This is a genomic window from Actinocatenispora rupis (assembly GCF_016861975.1).
Lineage (GTDB): Bacteria > Actinomycetota > Actinomycetes > Mycobacteriales > Micromonosporaceae > Actinocatenispora > Actinocatenispora rupis.
This window is the reverse complement of sequence record NZ_BOMB01000057.1, coordinates 15974-37926: the sequence shown is the minus strand read 5'-3', so window position 1 is coordinate 37926 and position 21953 is coordinate 15974. Positions and strand designations below refer to the sequence as shown.

Genomic DNA, 21953 nt, shown 5'->3' with positions numbered 1-21953 from the left:
TTGCGCCTGGTCCTTCGGCTTGTTCGGGGTTCCTTGACATCGGGGCGCGTGTCGCGGCCTTGGTGCTCCGCGCGGTGGGGCGCTGATCCGGTGGCGGAGACTCGGCACGGCACCGAGCGACGGCATGTCCTGGGCCGGCTGTTGTGCGACCCGGACCGTCTGGGTGTGGCGCGGGTGGCTGCGGTGTTCAGTCGGATTTCACGGCGCTGCCCTAGCCTGCTACGGCGGCTGTCCTAGCCTGCCGGTCGGGCGGGGCGGCACGCAGACGTGGAGGTCCGGTGGCAGGCGTACCGGTGGTCAGGTGACGCGTGACGATGGTCGGTGTGCTGGGGCTTGTCGGGGCGGTCGTCGCGGTGACGGTCCTGGTGACCGTGTGGCTGATGCGGCTGTACGTCGGGCGCAGCGCGCCGCAGCGCCCCGGCGCGGCGGTGACCGTCACGGTGGTACTTGCGGGTCTGGGTGTGGTGGCGACCGTGCTGGGCTGGCTCGATGCCGTGAGCGCGCTGGATCATGGCTACAGCGCCGGTTTCGGTGAGCTCTCGTTCGTCCGGCCCCGGGGTTGGCTGCGGGGGTACTACTGGTCCACCGCCGTCGCCGACCCGGGTGTCGTGGTCGTGTTGACCGGCGGAGCGGTGCTGCATGTCGCGCGGCGTCGGTACGGGCAGGTCGTACTGACGGTGGGGTGTGCTGTGGTGATCGCCTTGGGGATCTTCGGCGCGGTCGTGCGGCCCGACCTGGTGGGTTCGGGCCCGGCCGGAGCCGTGGACCGGGTCGCCCATCTCGTACCGCTCGGCTTTCCGATCACGGTCATCGTGCTGGCGTGGGTGCCGTCCGCGCGGCGCTGGTACCGGAGCCGGCTGTCCGGCGCGTGATCCGCGCGCCGGACAGCCGGAACGAGGGCTGGACGGATCTGGACCCCTGTCCGGGCCCCGCACCTGTCCGGCACGGCGACGACTGTTTCAGCCACCCGCCGGCGGACCCTCCGGTACGGGTCGGCTGGCTCGGAATCCCGACGGAAAGCGCCATCCGGCGGGGTCAGCGGTGCCGGAGGTCGGCGAGGACGCGGTCGACGGTCTCCGCCAGCGTGGCCGCGGCGGGGACGAGCGTTTCGGGGACCTGACCGAGCAGGTCCCGCTCCCGGTACCAGCCGCGCATCTCCTCGGCGCCGAACGCGTCCCGCTGCGGGCGCGTCGCGTGCCGGCGGACGGTCTCGTCGAACGGCACGTCGAAGTAGTAGAACGCGGAGCGGCCGGCGTGGTCGGCGTGCAGCCCGCGAAGCATCGCACCGTACCGGCCGGCGTCGAGGATGCCGTCGAGTACGACGTGGTAGCCGTGGTCGAGGGCGTACCGGGTGGTCTGGTCGATCAGCCCGATGTTCGCGCCGCCGGCGACGTCGTGTTCGCGCAGCAGGATCCGCCGCAGGTAGTCCTGCTCGACCCAGGCGACGCCGCGTCCGAGGCGGTCGCGGAGGGCGCGGGCGGTGGTGCTCTTGCCGGAGCCCGAGTTGCCCCGCAGTACGACGAGGGTGGTGTCGGTGGTTCCCGTGGGCACGGCGTGAGGATAGGGCGGGGTGGGGGGCCGAGTATCCAGTGCTGTTCGCCGGGCGGGTGACGGTTCGCGGAAGTCGCCGGGGCCGGGTGGGCTCGATGCCAGACTCGGTGAGTGGCGCTGCGGAGTACGCACGCGTGGCCGGGGGACGATCCGGACGAGCAGGTCGACGACCCGGCGGGTCCGGACGAGCGGTCCGACGGCGCGGCCGGCACACCGACGGTGATCGACCTGGGGATGGTGACCGAGGCCGACGGCGGATCCGCGCACGACGACGAGCGCCATGGGCACCGGCCCCGGTGGTACCTGGCGGTCGCGGCGGCGGTACTCCTCGCGGTCGGTTTCGTCGCCGGAATGGCCGTGCAGCGGGCGACCGGCGACCGGCCGTCGTCCGCGCCGACCTCGGTGTCCTCGCCCGACGAGGCGTTCTCGGTGCCCTCGCCGTACGGCTGCCGCTGGTACCGCGCCGACCCGACGGGCGCGGAACTCGACTCGATGTGCTCGGGCACGGTGCGGTCGGTGGCGCCCGGCGCCCTCGTCCTGGAACTGCCCGACGGTACGCCGCTGGGCCTCGTCGTGGACCGCGGTACGACGGTGGTCGGCGCGCGGTCGGTGGCGACGCTGCGGCCCGGGCAGTACGTGTCGGTGCGGACCACGACGGGCCTGGACGGTCGCCTGCACGCCGGCATGATCATGCTCATCTGACCCGCGGCGGAACACCGACCGCGGTGCCGGCGCGGCGGTCAGGGGGTGGCGTCGCGGGCGGCCTGGCGTTCGCGGGCGGAGGTGACCTCGGCCTCGGCGTGGTGGCGGCCCTGCCAGCCGCGGATCTCGGTGTCCTTGCCGGGTTCGAGCGACTTGTACACGTCGAAGAAGTGGCCGATCTCGTCGCGGAGGTGCTGCGGCAGGTCGGTCAGGTCCTGGATGGCGTCGAACCGGTGGTCGCCGGCCGGTACGCAGACGATCTTGGCGTCGGGGCCGTGCTCGTCGCGCATCCAGAAGACGGCGACGGGGCGTACCCGGATGACACAGCCGGGAAAGGTGGGCTCGTCGAGGAGCAGCACCATGGCGTCGAGCGGGTCGTCGTCCTCGCCCCACGAGTCGGGCACGTAGCCGTAGTCGGCGGGGTAGCGGGTCGCGGTGAACAGCGTGCGGTCCAACCGGATCCGGCCCAGGTCGTGATCCATCTCGTACTTGTTGCGCGAGCCGCCGGGGATCTCCACCACCATGTCGAATTCCATCGGCCACCTCCACGGCTGGTCGGGGTCGCTGCCGGTGTCACGACCCCGTGGTACGCCTGCGCGCCGGCGCCCGTGACCCCGGGCGCCGGCCCGCCGACGGGCCGGTACCCGTGACCCCGGGCGAGGACGGTACGACGTTACGTGCTCGCGGGTGCCTTCGCGCGCAGGATGGTCATGAACTCGCCGAACCAGGACGGGTGGTCCGGCCACGCCCGCGCCGACACCATCTGTCCGTCCACGACGGCCGCCGCGTCCACGTACTCCGCGCCCGCGGCGCGTACGTCCGGCTCCAGCGCCGGGTACGCGGCGGTGCGCCGACCCTCCAGTACGCCGGCGGCGGCGAGACCCTGGGCGGCGTGGCACAGGTGCGCGACCGGCAGGTCGGCCTCGAAGAAGTGCCGCACGATCCGCTGGAAGTCGGGATCGTTCCGGATGTACTCCGGCGCCCGGCCGCCCGGAATCACCATCGCCACGTAGTCGGCCGGGTTCACGTCCGCGAACGCCACGTTCGCCGGCCACGTGTACCCGGGCTTCTCGGTGTACGTGTCGAAGCCGTCCACGAAGTCGTGCACGACGAACTGGAGCTTCTTCACCGCCGGCGCGGCGATGTCGACCTGGTACCCCTCCTCCTGCAACCGTTGGTACGGGTACATGACCTCCAGCGACTCGGCCGCGTCGCCGGTCAGGATGATCACTTTCGGCATCGTCAGCCTCCTTTCCCCACCCCACTATCGGCGACCCACCCGCCCCGGGGTACGGAACGCGGGAACTGCTCGCGCGGCCGTACGCGGCGGATGGCACGATCGGACACCGTGTTCACGGTGATCGGTGAGTCCCTGGTGGACGTCGTGTACGGGCGCGCGGGCGCGCCGCCTACCGAGCACGTCGGCGGCTCCCCGGCGAACGTGGCGCTCGGGCTGGCCCGGCTGGGCGACGCGGTCGGGCTGGTCACGCAGTTCGGCCGGGACGTACGCGGGGAGCGGGTGGAGGCACACCTGACCCGGGCCGGCGTCACGCTGACCGGCAGCCACCTGACCGACCGGGCCACGGCGACGGCCACCGCCCGGCTCGCCGCCGACGGCTCCGCCGCGTACGAGTTCGACCTGCGCTGGGATCCGGCGACGCTGGCCGCGTACCCGGGGAGCGTCGCCGTGCACACCGGCTCGCTCGGCACCCTCGCCCCCGGCGGCGACGTGCTCGCCGACCTGCTCGGCCGGATCCGCCGCGACACCGTCGTCTCGTACGACCCGAACGTGCGACCGGACCTGCACGGCACCCGGGAGTACGCACGGGCGCAGGTGGAACGGTTCGTCCGACTGGCGCACCTGGTCAAGGCGAGCGGCGACGACGTGGCCTGGCTGTACCCGGGGGAGCCGGTCGCCGACGTCGTCGCGCGCTGGCTCGCCGCCGGCCCGTCCCTGGTGGTCGTCACCGAGGGCGGCGCGGGTGCGCGGCTCGCCACCCCCGGGTACACGGTGGAGCTGCCGGCGCCGCCGGTCACGGTGGTCGACACGGTCGGCGCGGGCGACTCGGTGACCTCCGCGCTGCTCGACGGCCTGTACCGGCACGGCGTGCTGACCGTCGGCGCGTTGCCGCGGCTGGCCGAGGAGACCGCCACCGAAGTACTGCGCCGCGCGCTGCGGGCCGCCGCGATCACCTGCGGGCGCCCCGGCGCCGACCCGCCCACCGACGCCGAACTCGCCGCCGCGACCTGACCGCGGCGCGGCGCGGCGGTTACGCGCGACGGCCGGTGAGGGTGCCGACCGCGGAACGGATCGAGACCGGCGTGCCGTCGTGCCGGGCGAACGCCAGGATCGCGGCCACCGTCGCGGCGGCGAGGGCCGCGACGGCACCGCCGACCGCCAGCCCGTCGCGCGCGCCGTACGTCTCGGTGACCCAGCCGATGAGCGGGCCGCCGATGGGCGTACCGCCGGTGAAGACGAGCATGTAGACGCCCATGACCCGGCCGCGCATCTCGGGCGAGCAGGCGAGCTGGACGGTCGTGTTCGCGGTGGTGTTGAAGGTGAGCCCGAGCAGGCCGATCACCAGCAGCAGCGGGCAGAACAGCCAGAACCACGGGGTCAGCGCGGCCACGACCTCCAGTACGCCGAAGCCGGCCGCGGCGGCGAGCAGCATCCGCAACCGCGTCGTCGTACGCCGGGCGGCGAGCAGCGCGCCGGCCAGCGAGCCGACCGCCATCAGCGTGTTGAACACCCCGTACGTCCCGGCGCCGTGGTGGAACACGTCCTTCGCGAACGCCGACAGGATGATCGGCCAGTTGTACCCGAAGGTGCCGACGAAGCCCACCAGTACGATCGGCCACACCAGCTCGCGCCGCCCCGCGATGTACCGCAGGCCCTCGCGGAGCTGGCCGCGGGCGCGGGCCACGCGGGGCGACGGGTACAGCTCGGCGGGGCGCATGAGCAGCAGCCCGGTGAGGACGCCCACGTAGCTGAGGGCGTTGACGCCGAACGCCCAGCCGGCGCCGACCGCGTTGATGAGGACGCCGGCCACGGCGGGGCCGACGAGCCGCGCGGCCTGGAAGATCGCCGCGTTGAGGCTGACCGCGTTGCGCAGGTCGGACTCGCCGACCATCTCCGTCACGAACGACTGGCGCGTCGGGTTGTCCACCACCGTGGCCAGCCCGAGCAGGAACGCGATGAGGTAGACGTGCCCGACCCGTACGGTGCCGGTGAGGGTGAGCACGGCGAGCGCCGCGGCCAGCAGGCCCATGCAGCTCTGGGTGGCGATCAGCAGCCGGCGCTTCGGGTACCGGTCGGCGAGGACGCCGCCCCACAGCCCGAACATCAGCATCGGCAGGAACTGCAACGCCGTGGTGATGCCGACCGCGGTGGGGCTGTTGGTCAGGCTCAGTACCAACCAGTCCTGCGCGATGCGCTGCATCCAGGTGCCGGTGTTGGAGACGACCTGGCCGGTGGCGAACAGCCGGTAGTTCCGGGTACGCAGGGAACGGAACGTGCTGCCCGTCCACCCGCGCGCCGACAACACCGCCGTCACTCACCCCACTTCCGCGTCACCGCACCATTCTCGCTCCGTTTTGGTTTCCTTAGCTAACAAAACCAGTCGCGGTGTGGTCAGCGTCTCAAGCGGCGTCCGCTTCCTGCCGTTGCGGTACCGGGTGGTCAGGCGGTGGCCAGCGCGTACAGCTCGGCGAGGCGGTCGGCGGACCCCGCGTCGGCCGGCGTGTACGTCGTCAGCCGCGTCTCGGTGCGCGGACCGAACCACAGGTGCGTGTACCGCAGGTGCACCAGGCCCACGTCGACGCTGCGGTACCGCTTCGTGAGGTTCTCCGGCGCCTTCACCTCGTGCCGCTCCCACAGCTCCGCGAACTCCGGCGACGCCTGCCGCAGCCGCCGTACGAGGTCCTTCCAGGCGGGTTCGGCGACGTGCCGGGCCATCGCGGCGCGGAACTGCGCGACCATCCGCGGCGCGGCGACGTCCCAGTCGACGATCCGGGCCCGCCAGGCCGGATCCGTGAACGCCAGCAGCAGCGAGTTCCGCTCCTCGAACGGCCGCGCCGACAACCCGCCCACCAGCCGGTCGTACGTGGCGTTGAAGGCGAGGATGTCGCCGCGCGCGTTCTGCACGGTGGCGGGGTACGGGTTGAGCTGCCGCAGCATCGCGTGCACCTCGGGCGGCACCGCCCGGCACTCCTTCGCCGCGGCCGGCTCCGGGATCCCGGCGAGCGTGCACAAATGCGACCGCTCGTACGGGTCGAGGCGCAGGGTGCCGGCGATCGCGTTCAGTACCTGCTCGGACGCCTGGATGTCGCGCCCCTGCTCCAGCCACGTGTACCAGGTGACGCCGACGCCGGCGAGCTGCGCGACCTCCTCGCGGCGCAACCCCGGCGTACGCCGGCGGCGGCCGGGTGGCAGGCCGACCTGCTCCGGCGTGATGCGCTCGCGCCGGCTGCGCAGGAACCGGGCCAGCTCCCGCCGGCGGATCGCGCGCGGGTCGTGGCCGCTCTCCACCGGTGCAACGGGCAGGGTCGTCGTCGCCATGCCTCCACTCTCGCTCGCCCGCCAGCCTGTTACCAGGTAGTGCGGATACCTGGATGAGCACGCTCTGGTACCAGGGTGGCGGGCGCCGGACGGTGGGGTCATGACGACTCTCGCCACCACCCGTGGCACCGCCGCGCGCCAGGCGGCGCCCCTGCTCGGTACGACCGGGCTGGTGACGCTGCTGCTCGGCGCCGGCCTCCCGATGATCGACTTCTTCGTTGTCAACGTGGCGCTGCCCACGATCGACCGCACCCTGCACGCCTCCACCGCCACCCTCGAACTCGTCGTCGCCGGCTACGGCATCGCGTACGCGGTGCTCATGGTGTTCGGCGGCCGGCTCGGCGACGCGTACGGGCGGCGGCGGTTGTTCCGGGTCGGGCTGGCGCTGTTCACGCTCACGTCGCTGGCGTGCGGGCTGGCGCCGACGGCCGGCGCGCTCGTCGCGGCGCGGGTGGCGCAGGGCGCGGCGTCGGCGTTCATGTTGCCGCAGGTGTTGGCGACGATCCAGGCGACCACGTCCGGGCAGCGGCGGTCCCGCGCGCTCGGCGGGTACGGCGCGATGGGCGGGATCGCCACCCTGGTCGGCCAACTGCTCGGCGGGGTCCTCGTCGCCGCGAACATCGCCGGTACGCAGTGGCGGCCGATCTTCCTCGTGAACGTACCGATCGGGCTGGTCGGGCTGGTGCTGTCGGCGCGTGCCGTACCGGAGACGCGGTCGGCGAACCCGGCGCGTACCGACCTGGCCGGGACCGTGCTGCTGGCCGCGACGCTGCTGGCCCTGCTCGTACCGCTGACGGAGGGGCGGACGCTCGGCTGGCCCGCCTGGTCCTGGGTACTGCTCGCGCTGGCGCCGGTGGCGGGCGGCGCGTTCCTGGCCGTGGAACGGCGGATCGAGGCGCGCGGCCGGGTACCGCTGCTGCCGCCGTCGCTGCTGCGTACGCCGAGCATGCGGCGCGGACTGCTGATCGCGGTGCCGTTCTTCGCCGGGTTCGCGGGCTTCATGTTCGCGTTCGCGCTGGCCGCGCAGGACGGGCTGCGGCTGGGCCCGTCCGCGGCGGGGCTGACGCTCGCGCCGCTGGCGCTGCCGTTCCTGGTGACGTCGATGGTGAGCGCCCGCGTGGTGTCCCGGCTGGGCCGCCGTACGGTCCCGGTCGGCGCCGCGCTCCAGGCCCTCGGCGTACTCGGGATCGCGGTGGGGGTGCTCGTCGCGTGGCCGGGGCACGCCGTCGTGGCTATGGTGCCGGGGATGGTGGTGACCGGGGTCGGCCAGGCGCTGGCCATGACCACCCTCTTCCGCGTCGTACTCGCGGGCGTGCCGGCGGACCGGGCGGGCGCGGGCGCCGGCGTGCTGAGTACGACGCAGCAGAGTGCGTTGGCGCTGGGTGCCGCGCTGCTCGGCGGGCTGTTCGTGGGGCTGGTCGGGCCGCTGGGCACCGGTACCGCACTGGTCGTGGTGTTGCTGGTGCAGTGCGTGACACTGGTCGGGATCGCGGTCGCCGCCCGCCGGCTGCCCGACCCGCGCGGGTGAGATCGTCCACGCCGGCCGCCGCTCGTGGATCTTGACGTGCGGGGGTCGGCGTGTAACGTGGGGGCGGTCAGCCGTTGAGGCATCGGTAGAGACCCCTGCCGATGGGATCCGGTTGTAGTGGGACCGGGCGTCACGTTGGTGACGCGTCGGGTTCCGTGTCGGGTGCTCAAGCCACGGGCGCCTCGTCGTCATCTCCTGGTCGGTGATTCCTGCCCCGGTACGCGTTGTCGGGGTCGCGGTGTGCCGACCGCGGTGTCCGAGGAGTGCCTTTCATGACCGCTTCGACCCTTACCGACTCTGCCGTCGCTCATCCGTCCACTGTGGACCGTACGGGTGCCGTACCGCGGCAGCGCGGTGCCGAGCACGGACGGGACGAGACCGGCCGGATGCTGTTGACCCGGCTGTGCGACCTGCCCGAGGGGCACGTCGACCGCCCGCGCCTGCGGGACCGCACCATCGAGTGGTACCTGCCGCTCGCCGAGCACCTCGCGCGCCGGTTCCGGGACCGCGGCGAGGCGCAGGACGACCTCGTCCAGGTCGCCACGATCGGCCTCATCAAGGCCGTCGACGGGTACGACCCGGCGCGCGGCGTCGAGTTCACCAGCTACGCCGTACCGACGATCGTCGGCGAGGTGAAGCGCCACTTCCGCGACAAGGGCTGGGCCGTACGGGTGCCGCGGCGGTTGCAGGAGCTGAAGCTCGCCATCAGTACCGCGACGGGCACGTTGACGCAGCAGCTCGGCCGTTCGCCGACGGTCGCCGACCTGGCCGAACACCTCGGTGTCAGCGAGGACGACGTCGTCGAGGGCCTCGACTCGGGCCACGCGTACGCGGCGGTGTCGCTGTCGGCGCCGGTCGGCTCGGGCGACGAGATGATGAGCGAGGTGCAGGACCTGCTCGGCGGCGACGACCCGGAGATGGCCACGGTCGAGGACCGCGAGTCGCTGCGCCCGCTGCTGATGAAGCTGCCCGAGCGCGAGCGCACCATCGTGGTACTGCGGTTCTTCGGCAACCTGACCCAGTCGCAGATCGCCGATCGGGTCGGCATCTCACAGATGCACGTGTCGCGGCTGCTGACCCGTTCGCTGGCGCGGCTGCACCAGGGGCTGGAAAGCGCCGCCTGATCCCTGCCGTACGACAACCTCCCGGCGGCCCGGACCCGCGTCCACGGTGCGGACCGGACGGCCGGGAGGAACGTCATGCGACGCCGTACCGGTGCTCGCGCGGTCCGGGTCGCCCCCGACCGGGCCTCACCAGACGCGCGGGTCCGGTACGGGGACCGGCCGACCCTCGGGCCGCTCGTACGTCCAGCGCGGGCCGTTCGCGGCCAGCTCCGCGACCGCCGCGACCAGCCGGTCCACCTGCTCCTCGGTCGTACCGAGGCCGATGCTCGCGCGTACCGCGGTGGCGGGGGCGTCGGTGCCGGCGTCGTGCAGCAGCCGGCGGGTCAGCGGATGCGCGCAGAACAGCCCGTCCCGCACCCCGATCCCGTACTCGGCGGACAGGGCCGCGGCGAGCACGTCCGAGTCGAGCCCGCGTACGGCGAAGGCGGCGATGCCGACGCGCGGCGAGTCGGGCGCGAACAGGCTCAGCTCGACGACGCCGTCGATCGCGGCGAGGCCGGCGCGCAGCCGGTCGGTGAGCCGGCGTTCCCGGTCGGCGAGGGCGGCGCGGTCGGCGGCGAGCAGCGCGTCGCACACCGCACCGAGCGCCACCGCACCGAGTACGTTCGGGCTGCCGGCCTCGTGCCGCGCCGCGCCGGCCGACCAGCGCACGTCGTTCGTCGCGTCACCGACCAGCGCGGTCGCGCCACCACCCGCCAGGTACGGCCCGGCCGCGGCCAGCCAGTCCGGCCGCCCGGCGAGCACACCCGCACCGAACGGCGCGTACAGCTTGTGGCCGGACAGGGCCACGTAGTCGACGTCCAGCGCGGCCACGTCCACCGGCCGGTGCGGCGCGAGCTGCGCGGCGTCCACGAACACCCGCGCCCCGTACCGGTGGGCGACGGTGACGATGTTCCCGACCGGCCACAGCTCGCCCGTCACGTTCGACGCGCCGGTCACCGCGACGAGTACCGGACCGGCCGGTCCGTCGCGGTGCAGCTCGCGCAGCGCCGCGTCGACCGCCCGTACCGCCGCGCCCGGACTGTCCGGCACCGGCAGCCGTACCGCGCGCCGCCAGGGCAGCAGCGTCGCGTGGTGCTCCGAGTCGAACACCACCACCGTCGCGTCCGCCGGCAGTACGTGGGCCAGCAGGTTCGTCGCGTCCGTGGTGTTGCGGGTGAACAGCACCGTGTCGTCCGGCCGGCAGCCGAGGAACCGCGCCACGCTGCCCCGCGCCTCCTCGTACCGCCGGGTACACAGCTGCGACGGCAGACCCGCGCCGCGGTGCACGCTGGCGTACCGGGGGAGGAGGTCGTTGATCGCGTCGGCGGCGGCCGTCGCGCACGGGGCACTCGCCGCGTAGTCGAAGTTCGCGTACCCGACGGTGTCACCGGTGACGAGCGGCACGGTCACCTCGGCGTCCAGCAACACCAGCGGATCGGGCCGCTCCGCCCGCGGTACCGGAACCAGGCGGGGGCGCGCGGACTCCCGGACGGGCTCGCGGCGGGCCGGGATCGCGGGTGCGGTGGCAGGGCTGACGGGCATGGCACTCCTCCGGTGCGTCCTGGGACCCACCACGTGGAGCGAGGGTCCGCGCTTGCCCGACGCCATGGGGCGATCGGGCCCGGTCCTCACCCGGGGCACCCCACCGCGGAAGCGAGGGTTGCCGGCCAGCAAGCCGGGGCTTTGCACTGGCACTCGTGACCTGCCCAGCAGCATAACCTCGCTAGGCTGACTCCATGGCAGACCTCCCGCCCTCTGGGACATCCGGTCCATCCGACCGGTCCGGCCAGCCGGAGTGGACCGGTCCGCCCGAGTGGACGGGTCCGCCGCCGCCCTGGGCCGAGCCGCCCGCGCCACCCGAGGCGTCGGCCGGCGGCCCGACCGGTTCGCCGGACCCGGACCGCCCGCCGTCAGCCACCCCACCCCCTGGTACGCCCGGCCAGGTGTCGCCGGCGCAGGGCCCGGCCCGGCCGGGGCCGGTGTCCGGAGCACCCGCGCAGGGCCCCACCCCGCCGCAGGGTCCGACCCCGTCCGCGCAGGGCCCGACCCCGCCGGGTCGGGCGCCGGTCCCGGGGCAGACTCCACCAGCCCAGCGGCCCGGTGGCCCGGGGCAGCCGCCGACCCAGGGGCAGGCTCCGCCCGCGCAGGGGCCGACGCCTCCGGTGCAGGGGCCGACGCCTCCGGCGCAGGGGCCGACTTCGCCGGGGCAAGGTCCGGGCGGGGCGGGTTCCGCGGGGGCCTCGCCGTGGGCGTCGCCGGACAGCGTGGCCGGTCCGCACGCGGCGCCGCCGGCCGGGCCGCAGGTCGCACCACCGGCGGGTGCACCGGCCGCGGCGTACGGGAACGCGTTCGAGGTGACGGTGCCCGGGCTGACGGCGCCGAAGCGGGCGCGGTTCGACTGGGGCCGGCTGATCCGGATGCTGGTGGCGATCGTGCCGATCGTCGCGGGCGCGCTGGTGATCATCCTGGTGGTCGGTACGAACCTCGGCCCGCTGGCGTTCACGATCGGGTTGGCGGTGGCGCTGGTACCGGTGCCGTTCCTGGTGGGCTGCTTCCTGTGGCTCGACCGGTACGAGCCGGAGCCGTGGAAGTACCTGGCGTTCGTGTTCGGGTGGGGTGCGTGCGTGGCGACCTCGGTCGCGCTGGGGGTGAACACGCTCGGGTCGTACCTGTTCGCCAAGGTCGGCATGTCGGGCAACGCCGACGCCGTGCTGGTCGCGCCGTTCATCGAGGAGACGATGAAGGCGCTGGGGCCGGTGCTGCTCCTGGTCTTCCTGCGGCGCCGGCGCCGGCAGCCGATCAGCGTCGTCGACGGCATCGTGTACTTCGGGCTCTCGGCGACGGGTTTCGCCATGGCCGAGAACATCCTGTACCTCGGCGGCATCTACGTGACGGGCTCGCAGGAGGGCGGCGCGGTCACCGGTGCGGTGATGGTGGTGGCGCTGGCCGTCGTCCGGATCGGCATTTCCGGCTTCGCCCACCCGCTGTTCACGACGATGACCGGGATCGGGTTCGGGCTGTCCGCGACGGCGCGGGACCGGCGGGTGAAGTACCTGGCGCCGCTGGCGGGGTGGATCGGCGCGATGTGCCTGCACTCCGGCTGGAACCTGATGTCGACGCTCGGCCAGGGAGCCGTCCTCACCGGGTACGCGGTGATCATGGCGCCGGTCTTCTTCGCCGCGGTCGGTGTCGCGCTGTGGGCGCGCGGCCGGCAGGCGAAGCAGATGGCCGCGATGCTCCGGCCGTACGTGCGGGCCGGCTGGCTCACCCCGCCCGAGCTGGGGTCGCTGTCCACGATGACCCGGCGGATGGCCGCGCGCCGGTGGGCGAAACGTACGTCCGGGCCGGGCGGGTCGCGCGCGATGGAGGCGTACCAGGACGCGTTGAGCAACCTGGCGCTCGCCCGGGACGCCGCGATGCGCGGCTTCAACGCGGCCGAGTTCCCGGCCAGGGAACGGGAACTGCTGGACCAGGCCGCCGGGTACCGGCAGACGTTCACCGGGCACGACCCGACGATGCCGCCCGTACTGTGGGACGGCGGCACCTACCACGTACGGTTCCCGGACGGCTCCGTGCGGACGTTCCCGCCGCCGGCGCAGCCCGTGGTGCCGCTGCCCGTCGCGCTCTACCCGTCCCCGGCGTACGGGCCGCGGTGGTGGTGAACCCGGCGCGCCGCGACCTGCGGACGCAGTACGACGGATTTCTGGCGATGGTGCGGCGGAACCCGGTCTCCGCCGCCATCCTCGACCGCGGCCCCGACCTCGGTGCGCCCGACTGGTGGCTCACCGCCGGTGCCGTCTTCCAGACCGTGTGGAACTGCCTGGCCGACCGCGACCCGACCGCCGGCATCCGCGACTACGACGTCTTCTACCACGACCCGACCGACCTGTCGTACGAGGCGGAGGACGCCGTGGTGCGCCGGGCCGACGCGCTGTTCGCCGACCTGGTCGCCGAGCACGGCGTCACCGTCGAGGTACGCAACGAGGCCCGCGTGCACCTCTGGTACGAGCAGAAGTTCGGCGTGCCGTGTCCCGAGTTCGCCGACAGCGCCGACGCCATCGACCACTTCGCCGCCACCACCTGCTGCTTCGGCGTCACCACCGACCCCGACCGCACCACCCGGGTGTACGCCCCGCACGGCTTCGGCGACCTCTTCGCCCGGGTCGTACGCCCCAACCCGGTGCTCGCCCCGCGCTCCGTGTACGAGACGAAGGCCGCCCGCTGGCAGCAGGAGTGGCCCGCCCTCACCGTCCTCCCCTGGCCCTGCCCCTGACGATCCGGACCCGTTGTCCCACAAGGGTTCCCGGGCAGTGCCCCTCGGGACGGAAGCGAGCGGATCCGTGAGCGAGTCGGGCCTGATCCGTTCGCAGTCCAGCGGGCGGATCGGGCCGGTGCAGCGCCGCTACAGGTACAGGCCGGTGGCGGAGTTGTCGACGCGGGCGGCGGCGACGGCGTGCACGTCCCGCTCGCGGAGCAGGATGTACGCCCGGCCGTGCAGTTCGACCTCGGACCGGTCGTCGGGGTCGAAGAGGACCCGGTCGGCGGTCTTCACGGATCGGACGTTGGGGCCGACAGCCACGGCGACCGCCCAGGCGAGGCGGTGTCCGACGGAAGCGGTCGCGGGGATGACGATGCCTGCGCTGGACCGGCGCTCGCCTTCGGTGCCTTCCTGCCGGACCAGTACGCGATCGTGCAGCAGCCGGATCGGGAGGCCCTGGTCCAGGTCGTCGTTCGACTCGCTCACGTTCCCGAACGCTACCGGCCGCGGTCGGCTTGCGCGTGCCGGGGTGTCGACGCGCGCCGGTACCGTAGGGCGATGCGGCGGTGGGGGTCACCCGGCCACGGGACCGGCCCGAGTGTTGGGGGGCAGTGCTGACTCGCTTCGAGATGATGAGGGGCCGGGCTCAGCGTGCCTGGCAGGCGGCGCGCGGCCGGCTGGAGGAGGGCCGGGAGCGCAGCGACGACGCCCTGCTGCGTACGGCGGAGGCCGGGGCGGCGGTGGCGCCGCATCCGCAGCCGCCGGCCGAGGACCACCGGCCGACGGTACCGGTGGCGACGTCGCGGCCGGCGGAGGAGTCGGTGCCCCGCGGCGTACGGGTGGCGGCGGCCTGGTCCTGGCGCATGATCATCATCGTGGTCGCCGTGATCGGCGTCTTCTACCTGCTGACGTACGTGAGCAACGTGGTCGTTCCGGCGATCATCGCGCTGCTGCTGACGGCGATGCTGCAGCCGGGCGCGGGCTGGCTGGCGCGCCACGGCGTACCGCGGTCGCTGGCGGCACTGATCATGGTCGTACTCGGCATCGTGGTTGTCGCGGGTGTGCTCGCCGGCGTCGTGACCGCGTTCGTGAACGGCTTCTCCGACCTGTCGGAGAACGTCGCCAAGGGCATCAACACGATCCAGAGCTGGCTGCACTCGGGGCCGCTGCACATCTCCGACAAGCAGATCAACGAGGGTCTGAAGACCGCGCAGACCTGGGTCAGCCAGCACAAGGACGTCCTCACGTCCGGCGCGCTGTCCACCGCGACCACCCTCGGCGAGGTGCTGGTCGACCTGTTCCTGATCCTGTTCACCACGTTCTTCCTGGTACGTGACGGTCGCGGGATCTGGAACTTCCTGCTCCAGCTCGTCCTGCCGCGGGCCGCCCGGCCGTCCGTCGACGACGCCGGCAGTGCCTCGTGGCGCACCCTCGTCGCGTACGTGCGGGCCACCGTGCTCGTCGCGTTCATCGACGCGGTGTGCATCGGCATCGGGATCGTCGCCGTGGGCGTGCCGTACAGTCTGGCGATTCCGCTGGCGGCGCTGGTGTTCCTCGGCGCGTTCATCCCGATCGTCGGTGCGACCGTGTCCGGCGCCGTCGCCGTACTGGTCACGCTCGTGACGCAGGGCCTCATCGCGGCGATCATCGTGCTCGCGGTCGTACTCGGCGTGCAGCAGATCGAGGGGCACCTGCTGCAACCGCTGATCATGGGCCGCGCGGTGGCGATCCACCCGCTCGGCGTCATCCTCGGCATCACTGCCGGCATCGCCATCGGCGGCATCATCGGCGGTCTGATCGCCGTGCCGTTCATCGCCGTCATGAACACCGCGATCCGGCGGCTCGTCGCCCGGCAGCGCCACCTCTCCGACCCACCCGCGCCCGAAGGCCCGGCGCTGCCACCCCCACAAACCGGCACCGGTACGCCGTCGGACGGTGCTCCCCAGCCCGGCTGATCCGGATACGTCCACCTCTGCCGTCAGCCGGGTGACGTGCCGAAATGCGCATGCGGGCGGGCCCGCGGCTCGGTACCGTCCTGCACGATGACGCTGACACACGATATCGCCGGGACCGGTCCGACCGTCGTACTCCTGCACGCCGGGGTGTGCGACCGGCGGATGTGGGATCCGCAATGGCAGCCGCTGATCGACGCCGGACACCGGGTGGTGCGCTGCGACTTCCGCGGGTTCGGCGAGACGCCCGCGGCCACCGGGCCGTACCGCGACGACGACGACGTCCACGACCTGCTCGACACGCTCGGGCTCGACCGCGTGACGCTCGTCGCCTGCTCGTACGGTGCGCTCATCGCGCTGCTCGTCGCCGCCCGCTGGCCCGACCGGGTCACCGACCTGGTCCTGCTCAGCCCGAACCGCCTCGGCCACGAACCCGGACCGGAACTGCGCGCGTTCGGCGCCCGCGAGGACGAACTGCTGGAAGCCGGCGACATCGCCGGCGCCACCGAACTCAACGTCGACATGTGGCTCGGCCCGGACGCCGACGACACCGCCCGCCAGCACGTACGCGAACAGCAGCGCCACGCGTTCGAGGTACAGCTCGCCGCCGACGAGTACCCGTCACCCGACGCGCCCGCCGACCTCGCGCGGATCCGCGCCCGGTCGTACCTCGTGTCCGGCGCCAAGGACGTCAGCGACTTCCGCCAGATCGCGGCCGAACTCGCCGACCTGCTCCCCGACGCCACCCACGTCGAACTGCCCTGGGCCGGCCACCTGCCCACCATGGAACGCCCCGCCGAGGCGACCGACCTCATCCTCGCCGCCCTCCGCCGCTGACCGCCGGCGCACCTTACGGGCTCGGGTACCGGTTGCTGGGGCTGAGGTGGGCGCGGTGCCGGCGGAGTGTTGGGCCGTTTCGCGTTTGGCGAGACGGCGCCGGGCGCGGCCACTCGGGCGCTGAGCCTCGCCCTGCGGTACGGCATGGCAACCCGGGGTTGGCGTTGACGCGCGTCGTCGTACGGCGGGTCGGCCGTGCGTGCCTGCCTCGTGGTCTGGCGCGGAGCCTCGGGTTGTGCTCGCCTTGCGGTACCGCGTGGCGACCCGGTTCGAGCTGGCGCGCGGCGCGTGTGGCGGGTCAGCTCGCGCTGCCGCGCTGCGCGTTCCGGTTGGTGCTGACAGATGTCGAGTTCGCGCTTTCGGCATCGTGGCGCGGTCGCTACCGCGTGTCGGGTGTGGCGCGTCGGCTGTCGTGTCGCCAGGTGGTGCATGTCCGGTGCGCTGGGGCGTCGTGGCGGGTTCCCGTTTCGGCGTTCCTGATCGGGCGTGGTGGCGCGTGTTTCGCCGCGGTCTCGGCATTCCCTGGTCCGGGCGGCGTGGTGCGGGTCGGTCGGTGGGGCGCCGGGGCGGCAGACTGGCCGGATGACCGAGATCATCACCGACGCGGACATACGGGCGCGGTTGACGGCGGCGGACGCGGTGGCGGCGATGCGCGCCGCGGTCCTGGCCGAGGACCTGGTCGCGCCGCCGCGGGTGTCGACCGGGCTCGGCGACGGCCGGATGGTGTTCACCGTCGGCGGGCGCCCCGGCCACTGGTACGGCTTCCGGTCGTACGACACGCTCGGGCTGGCGGACGGTGAACAGGCGGTCGTGCTGCACGACGGTACGACGGGGCGGATCGCCGGGATCGCCGTCGGCGAGCTGCTTGGCCAGTTCCGTACCGGGGCGCTCGGCGGGGTGGCCGTCGACGCGATCGCCCGGCGCGACGCCAGCACGCTGGGGGTCGTCGGCACCGGCGCGCAGGCGTACGCCCAGGTGTGGGCGATCGGGGCGGTCCGCGCGCTGACCGACGTCACCGTGTACGGGCGGGATCCGGTGCGGCGCAACGCATTCGTCGATCGGCTGCGGAGCGAGCTGGCCGTGCCGGCGCGCGCGGTCGACACGCCAGGGGAGGCGGCGACCGGGCGCGACATCGTCGTCCTCGCCACCAATTCCGGTACGCCGGTGATCGACGACGCCTGGCTGTCTCCGGGCACCGCGGTCACCACGCTGGGGCCGAAGCAGCGTGGGCGCGCCGAGTTCGCCGCCGCCCTGGCCGAGCGGGCGACTCTCCTGACGACCGACTCGCCGACCCAACTCACCGCGTACGACCCGCCGTTCGTGATCGCGGACACGCCGGCCGCCGACCGCGTCGTGCCTCTCCGCGCGGTACTGACCGGCGAGGCGCCCCGACCCGCCGACCACGACATCCGCCTGTACTTCTCCGTCGGCCTGGCCGGCACCGAGGTCGCGCTCCTCGCGTACCTGCTCGGCCTGTCCTGAACCGGTCGCGTCGAATCGCCATGCGCGCACCCGCTCGCCTGGCGACGTGCGGCGTCGCGCGTCAGTGGTGTACCTACCCCGACCGGTCCGCCTGGCTGGTTCGGAACGATGGCGGTGTTCCCACTCCCGACCGGTCGGGTCGCTGGCATCGAGCGTTGGTGGCGTACCAGGCGGCGCCTCGGGACCGGTCGGCCCGGCTGCTTCGAGGCTTGGTGGCGTACCCGGCCGGCGTACCCGGGACCGGTCGGGCCGGTGTGGGTGCCGAGGGTGGCGCATCTGCTTGACGTTGCGGGCGGATGCGCCGGGAGCCCGGGGCAGTGCGGTGGTCAGGTGGAGGCGAGGCGGGTGAGTGCGCCGTGGACCACCTCCCGGTTCGTGGTGTACCAGAACGGGGGGAGCGAGTCGCGCAGAAACCCGCCGTACGAGCGGGCGGTGTGCAGGCGCGGGTCGAGTACGGCGACGACGCCGCGGTCGCTGGACGCGCGGACCAGACGGCCGACGCCCTGGGCGAGTCGTACCGCGGCGACGGGGACGCTGACCGCGGCGAATCCGGAGCCGCCGCCGGCGTCGACCGCGGCGCTGCGGGCGGCGGCGAGCGGCTCGTCCGGCCGCGGGAACGGCAGCCGGTCGATGACCACGAGCTGGCAGGCGTCGCCCGGCACGTCCACGCCCTGCCAGAGCGACATCACCCCGAACAGGCAGCTCTCCCGTTCCGCCTTGAACTTCCGTACCAGGATCGGCAGTGCCTCGTCGCCCTGGAGGTACACGACCAGGTCGGTGCGGGAGCGGACCACCTCGGCGGCGCGCTCGGCGGCGCGGCGGGAGGAGAACAGCCCGAGGGTACGGCCGCCGAGGGCGCCGACCAGCCGGACCAGTTCGTCGGCGGCGGGGTCGGACAGGCCGGACTGGGTGGGCCGCGGCAACTGGGCCGCAACGTAGAGAATGCCCTGCTTGGCGTAGTCGAACGGGGAGCCGACGTCGAGCGCGCGCCACTCCGGCGGGTCCGCCGACTCGTCGTCCGACTCGACCAGGAACGGCTGGGTGGAACGCGTCGGTTTCGGCACCTTCCCGGTACGCTCGCCGGTCGGCGGGTCGGGCCGGACGTCGTTCGTGGCCGGTGTCCGGCCGTACGCCGTGTTGAGGCCGAGGCCGATCGCGACGGTGTCGAACCGGCCGCCGAGGGCCAGCGTCGCCGAGGTCGCGATCACCGTACGGTCCTGGTAGAGCAGGCTGGCGAAGAGGCCGGCGACCGACAGCGGCGCCACGTGCAGGCCGGGGCGCTCGTGCCCGGGCTGGCCGCCGCCCTCCACCCAGATCACGTCGTGCGGCGAGCAGTCGAGCAGCCGCTCGGCCACCTCCGCGAGGGTCAGTACGGTGGACTTGCCCTGTTGCTTGCGGACCGGGTCCGGGTCGTCGGCCTTGACCTCACCGATCGCGTTGACCGCGGCACGCCCGGCCGCCTGTGCGAGGCTGACCGCGTCACGTACCTCCGGGGGAAGCTCGACGAGCCGGCCGGGGCGGGTGACGCTGCCGAGCGCGATGGCCAGGCCGTCGGCCGCCTCGGTCAGCCGCTCGACCACCCCACCGTCCACAATGGACCGGATCCGCCGGGTGGCCCGGTCGATCGCGTCCGGCGACAGCTCGGCACGGGCCGCCGAGGTGACCCGGTCGGCCAGCTCGTGCGCCTCGTCCACGACCAGCACCTCGTGCGGCGGCAGGATGTGCCGGCCGGACATCATGTCCACGGCGAGCAGGCTGTGGTTGGTCACGACGATGTCCGCGGACCGGGCACGGACCCGGGACGCCTCCGCGAAGCAGTCGTCACCGAACGGGCAGCGCTGCGCACCCACGCACTCCCGCGCCGGCATCGACACGCTGCGCCACACCTGGTCGTCCACGCCGGGATCGAGCTCGTCGCGGTCGCCGGTCCTGCTCCGCTCGGCCCACTCCCGGACCCGCACCACCTGCTTGCCGATCCGGCCCGCCTGGCCGAGCCACTGCCCGCCACTGCCCGAGTCGCCGAACAGGTCCGGCTCCGGCTCCTCGGTGCCGGCGTCGAGCCGCGCGAGACAGGCGTAGTGGTGCCGCCCCTTCAGTACGGCGAACGTGGGGCGCCGGCCCAGCAACGGCTCCGCCGCGTCCGCCAGCCGCGGCAGGTCGGACTCCACGAGCTGCGCCTGAAGCGCCAGGGTCGCGGTCGAGACCATCACCGGGCCGCGGTTCTGCGCGATGCCGTGCAACAGCGCGGGCACCAGGTACGCCAGGGACTTACCGGTGCCCGTGCCGGCCTGTACGAGAAGGTGCTCGCCGGTGCGGATCGCCTCGGACGCCGCCTCCGCCATCTGCACCTGGCCCGGTCTGGCCACACCGCCGGGCACCGCGGAGACCACCGCCGCCAGCAGGTCGGTGGTGGACGGCCTTCTCGTCGCGGGCACGGTGCTCGTCACGCCCGCCGACGCTACCCGACCCCGCCGACGGTGCCAGGGGCTGTGGACAACCGCGACCGTTGTCCACAGGCGGGTGCCGGGCCGTGCGGGGCTGGATAGGGTCGCGGGCATGGAGGACGTGCGGGTCAGATACCGGAAGTACGACGGGGCGTTGCACTGGCATTTCGACGCGCTGCGGCTGGGCACGGACGAGTTCGGCACCTGGCTGGGCTGCCCGGCCGGCACGGTGTTGCAGCGCGGGCACGAGCTGACGCTGGTGTGGGAGGAGGCGCAGGTGCTGCTCGTCCCGGTGGACCGTTGGTGGACGGCGAACTTCAACGCCGAGCCGCACCGCACCGAGATCTACTGCGACATCGCCTCCGTGGCGACCTGGCACGGCGACGAACTGCGCGCCGTCGACCTCGACCTCGACGTGGTACGCCGACGGGACGGTCGGGTCGAGCTGCTCGACGAGGACGAGTTCGCCGAGCACCAGGTGAAATACGGTTACCCGCCGGACGTGGTCGCCGCCGCCGAGGCCGCCGCCGCCGACCTGTACCGGTCGATCTCGGCGAACGAGGAGCCCTTCGCCACGCGGTACCGGACGTGGTTGGCCAAGGTCAGCGGTCCTGCCAGATCGCCCGGTCCGGATCCGGACGGGGAGCGCGGGTGAGCTTCGCGGGGTTGAGCTGGTTGTAGACCGCGGTGATCCGCCCCTCGGCGTACGCGAAGGCCATGACGATGGTGAGGTCCTCCCCGCGGCTCGGGTCGGGCCCGTGGACGAGCAGGCCGAGGTCGCCGTTGACCAGGACAGGTTCGATCAGTACGTCCGGGTCGTGGTTGGCGCGTTCGCCCAGGTTGAGCAGGAATCGACCGACCTTGACGAGCCCCTCGACCGGCACACGTACGGCGGGTGCGACGCCGCCGCCGTCGCCGGTCAGCGTCACGTCCGGCGCGAGGACGGCGAGCAGCCCGTCCAGGTCGCCCTCCCGGCAGGCGCGGAGGAACGCGTCGAGTACGGTCCGCTGCTCGGCCAGTTCGGCGTTGTGCTTCGGCGTGTCCGTGCGTACGGCGCGGCGGGCCCGCGAAGCGAGCTGCCGCGCGGACTGCACGCTCACCCCGAGCGTCGACGCGACCTGGTCGAACGGCACGTCGAACACGTCGTGCAGCACGAACGCGACGCGCTGCTCCGGCGTCTGCTTCTCCAGTACGGCGAGGAGCGCCACGCTCACCTCGTCGGTCGTCGCGACGCGGTCGCCCGGGTCCATCACGGCGGGGTCGGCCAGCCGCTCGACGACCGGCTCCGGCAGCCACGACCCGACGTACGACTCGCGCCGGACCCGCGCCGACCGCAGCACGTCCAGACAGATCCGCCCGGTGACCGTGGTCAGCCAGCCGCGCGGCGACTCGATCGTGGACCGGTCCGCGGCCGTCCAGCGCAGCCACGCCTCCTGGACCGCGTCCTCCGCCTCGGCCCAACCGCCCAACATCCGGTACGCCACGCCCAGCAGGTGCCGGCGCTCCGCCTCGAACTCGTCCGCCTCGCCCACCGT

The 21953-nt window shown here is 73.5% G+C and carries 19 protein-coding genes, 1 pseudogene and 1 riboswitch; of the genes and pseudogenes, 11 read left to right on the top strand and 9 right to left on the bottom strand.

What is annotated here, in order from left to right; genetic code table 11:
- Positions 1-308: 308 nt before the first annotated feature.
- Entirely contained in the window at positions 309-872 is a 564-nt protein-coding gene (locus tag Aru02nite_RS35985; RefSeq protein WP_203665022.1) for a hypothetical protein, read from the top strand.
- A gap of 163 nt (positions 873-1035) precedes the next feature.
- Here the strand turns inward: Aru02nite_RS35985 and Aru02nite_RS37085 are convergent, their stop codons facing one another.
- Positions 1036-1551 (bottom strand): kinase, encoded by a 516-nt coding sequence (locus tag Aru02nite_RS37085; RefSeq protein ID WP_275408797.1) that lies wholly within the window; start codon positions 1549-1551, stop codon positions 1036-1038.
- Between the two features lie 111 nt (positions 1552-1662).
- On the opposite strand from Aru02nite_RS37085, the gene Aru02nite_RS37080 reads away from it, so the two are divergent.
- A complete protein-coding gene (locus Aru02nite_RS37080; RefSeq protein WP_239077176.1) occupies positions 1663-2253 on the top strand; it encodes a hypothetical protein in 591 nt (196 codons plus the stop codon).
- A gap of 38 nt (positions 2254-2291) precedes the next feature.
- Here the strand turns inward: Aru02nite_RS37080 and Aru02nite_RS35970 are convergent, their stop codons facing one another.
- The gene (locus Aru02nite_RS35970) at positions 2292-2789 is read right to left on the bottom strand and encodes an inorganic diphosphatase (RefSeq protein WP_203665020.1); all 498 of its coding nucleotides are present in this window, start codon (positions 2787-2789) and stop codon (positions 2292-2294) included.
- A gap of 137 nt (positions 2790-2926) precedes the next feature.
- Positions 2927-3493, bottom strand: coding sequence for a DJ-1/PfpI family protein (locus tag Aru02nite_RS35965; RefSeq protein WP_239077175.1), 567 nt, complete (start codon positions 3491-3493; stop codon positions 2927-2929).
- A gap of 117 nt (positions 3494-3610) precedes the next feature.
- Between Aru02nite_RS35965 and Aru02nite_RS35960 the strand changes: the two genes are divergently transcribed.
- Entirely contained in the window at positions 3611-4504 is an 894-nt protein-coding gene (locus tag Aru02nite_RS35960) for a carbohydrate kinase family protein (RefSeq protein WP_203665019.1), read from the top strand.
- A 19-nt stretch (positions 4505-4523) separates the two neighbouring features.
- On the opposite strand, the gene Aru02nite_RS35955 is transcribed toward Aru02nite_RS35960, so the two are convergent.
- A complete protein-coding gene (locus Aru02nite_RS35955) occupies positions 4524-5807 on the bottom strand; it encodes an MFS transporter (protein ID WP_203665018.1) in 1284 nt (427 codons plus the stop codon).
- 125 nt (positions 5808-5932) lie between these two features.
- Positions 5933-6811 (bottom strand): helix-turn-helix transcriptional regulator, encoded by an 879-nt coding sequence (locus Aru02nite_RS35950; protein ID WP_203665017.1) that lies wholly within the window; start codon positions 6809-6811, stop codon positions 5933-5935.
- Positions 6812-6911: 100 nt separating this feature from the next.
- Between Aru02nite_RS35950 and Aru02nite_RS35945 the strand changes: the two genes are divergently transcribed.
- Together Aru02nite_RS35945 and Aru02nite_RS35940 are read left to right on the top strand one after the other, a co-directional pair.
- Positions 6912-8339 (top strand): MFS transporter, encoded by a 1428-nt coding sequence (locus Aru02nite_RS35945; protein WP_203665016.1) that lies wholly within the window; start codon positions 6912-6914, stop codon positions 8337-8339.
- Between the two features lie 272 nt (positions 8340-8611).
- The gene (locus Aru02nite_RS35940) at positions 8612-9463 is read left to right on the top strand and encodes an RNA polymerase sigma factor SigF (RefSeq protein ID WP_203665015.1); all 852 of its coding nucleotides are present in this window, start codon (positions 8612-8614) and stop codon (positions 9461-9463) included.
- Positions 9464-9667: 204 nt separating this feature from the next.
- Here the strand turns inward: Aru02nite_RS35940 and Aru02nite_RS35935 are convergent.
- Positions 9668-10987 (bottom strand): annotated as a pseudogene (locus Aru02nite_RS35935) (aminotransferase class V-fold PLP-dependent enzyme); the annotation flags it as partial.
- 43 nt (positions 10988-11030) lie between these two features.
- A riboswitch (SAM riboswitch) is annotated at positions 11031-11148 on the bottom strand.
- 561 nt (positions 11149-11709) lie between these two features.
- On the opposite strand from Aru02nite_RS35935, the gene Aru02nite_RS35930 reads away from it, so the two are divergent.
- Positions 11710-13107, top strand: coding sequence for a PrsW family intramembrane metalloprotease (locus Aru02nite_RS35930; RefSeq protein ID WP_203665013.1), 1398 nt, complete (start codon positions 11710-11712; stop codon positions 13105-13107).
- Positions 13101-13718 carry a nucleotidyltransferase family protein gene (locus tag Aru02nite_RS35925; RefSeq protein WP_239077174.1) on the top strand — a complete coding sequence of 206 codons (618 nt, stop codon included), beginning with the start codon at positions 13101-13103 and terminating at the stop codon, positions 13716-13718. The genes Aru02nite_RS35930 and Aru02nite_RS35925 overlap by 7 nt, the downstream gene beginning before the upstream one ends.
- A gap of 129 nt (positions 13719-13847) precedes the next feature.
- Here the strand turns inward: Aru02nite_RS35925 and Aru02nite_RS35920 are convergent, their stop codons facing one another.
- On the bottom strand, positions 13848-14189 hold the full coding sequence (locus tag Aru02nite_RS35920; protein WP_203665012.1) for a GroES family chaperonin: 342 nt from the start codon (positions 14187-14189) through the stop codon (positions 13848-13850).
- Positions 14190-14335: 146 nt separating this feature from the next.
- On the opposite strand from Aru02nite_RS35920, the gene Aru02nite_RS35915 reads away from it, so the two are divergent.
- The 3 genes from Aru02nite_RS35915 to Aru02nite_RS35905 all read left to right on the top strand — a co-directional run bounded on the left by Aru02nite_RS35915 (position 14336) and on the right by Aru02nite_RS35905 (position 17974).
- Positions 14336-15658, top strand: a complete 1323-nt coding sequence (locus Aru02nite_RS35915; protein WP_239077173.1) for an AI-2E family transporter — start codon at positions 14336-14338, stop codon at positions 15656-15658.
- Positions 15659-15745: 87 nt separating this feature from the next.
- The gene (locus Aru02nite_RS35910; RefSeq protein ID WP_203665011.1) at positions 15746-16492 is read left to right on the top strand and encodes an alpha/beta fold hydrolase; all 747 of its coding nucleotides are present in this window, start codon (positions 15746-15748) and stop codon (positions 16490-16492) included.
- A gap of 582 nt (positions 16493-17074) precedes the next feature.
- Complete coding sequence (locus Aru02nite_RS35905; RefSeq protein ID WP_203665010.1) at positions 17075-17974, top strand: ornithine cyclodeaminase family protein; 900 nt, start codon at positions 17075-17077, stop codon at positions 17972-17974.
- Positions 17975-18300: 326 nt separating this feature from the next.
- Here the strand turns inward: Aru02nite_RS35905 and Aru02nite_RS35900 are convergent, their stop codons facing one another.
- On the bottom strand, positions 18301-20532 hold the full coding sequence (locus Aru02nite_RS35900) for an ATP-dependent DNA helicase (protein WP_373325053.1): 2232 nt from the start codon (positions 20530-20532) through the stop codon (positions 18301-18303).
- Between Aru02nite_RS35900 and Aru02nite_RS35895 the strand changes: the two genes are divergently transcribed.
- Positions 20531-21073 (top strand): DUF402 domain-containing protein, encoded by a 543-nt coding sequence (locus tag Aru02nite_RS35895; RefSeq protein ID WP_203665009.1) that lies wholly within the window; start codon positions 20531-20533, stop codon positions 21071-21073. The genes Aru02nite_RS35900 and Aru02nite_RS35895 overlap by 2 nt on opposite strands.
- Here the strand turns inward: Aru02nite_RS35895 and sigJ are convergent.
- The gene (gene sigJ / locus Aru02nite_RS35890) at positions 21021-21950 is read right to left on the bottom strand and encodes an RNA polymerase sigma factor SigJ (RefSeq protein ID WP_239077171.1); all 930 of its coding nucleotides are present in this window, start codon (positions 21948-21950) and stop codon (positions 21021-21023) included. The genes Aru02nite_RS35895 and sigJ overlap by 53 nt on opposite strands.
- Positions 21951-21953: the final 3 nt, after the last annotated feature.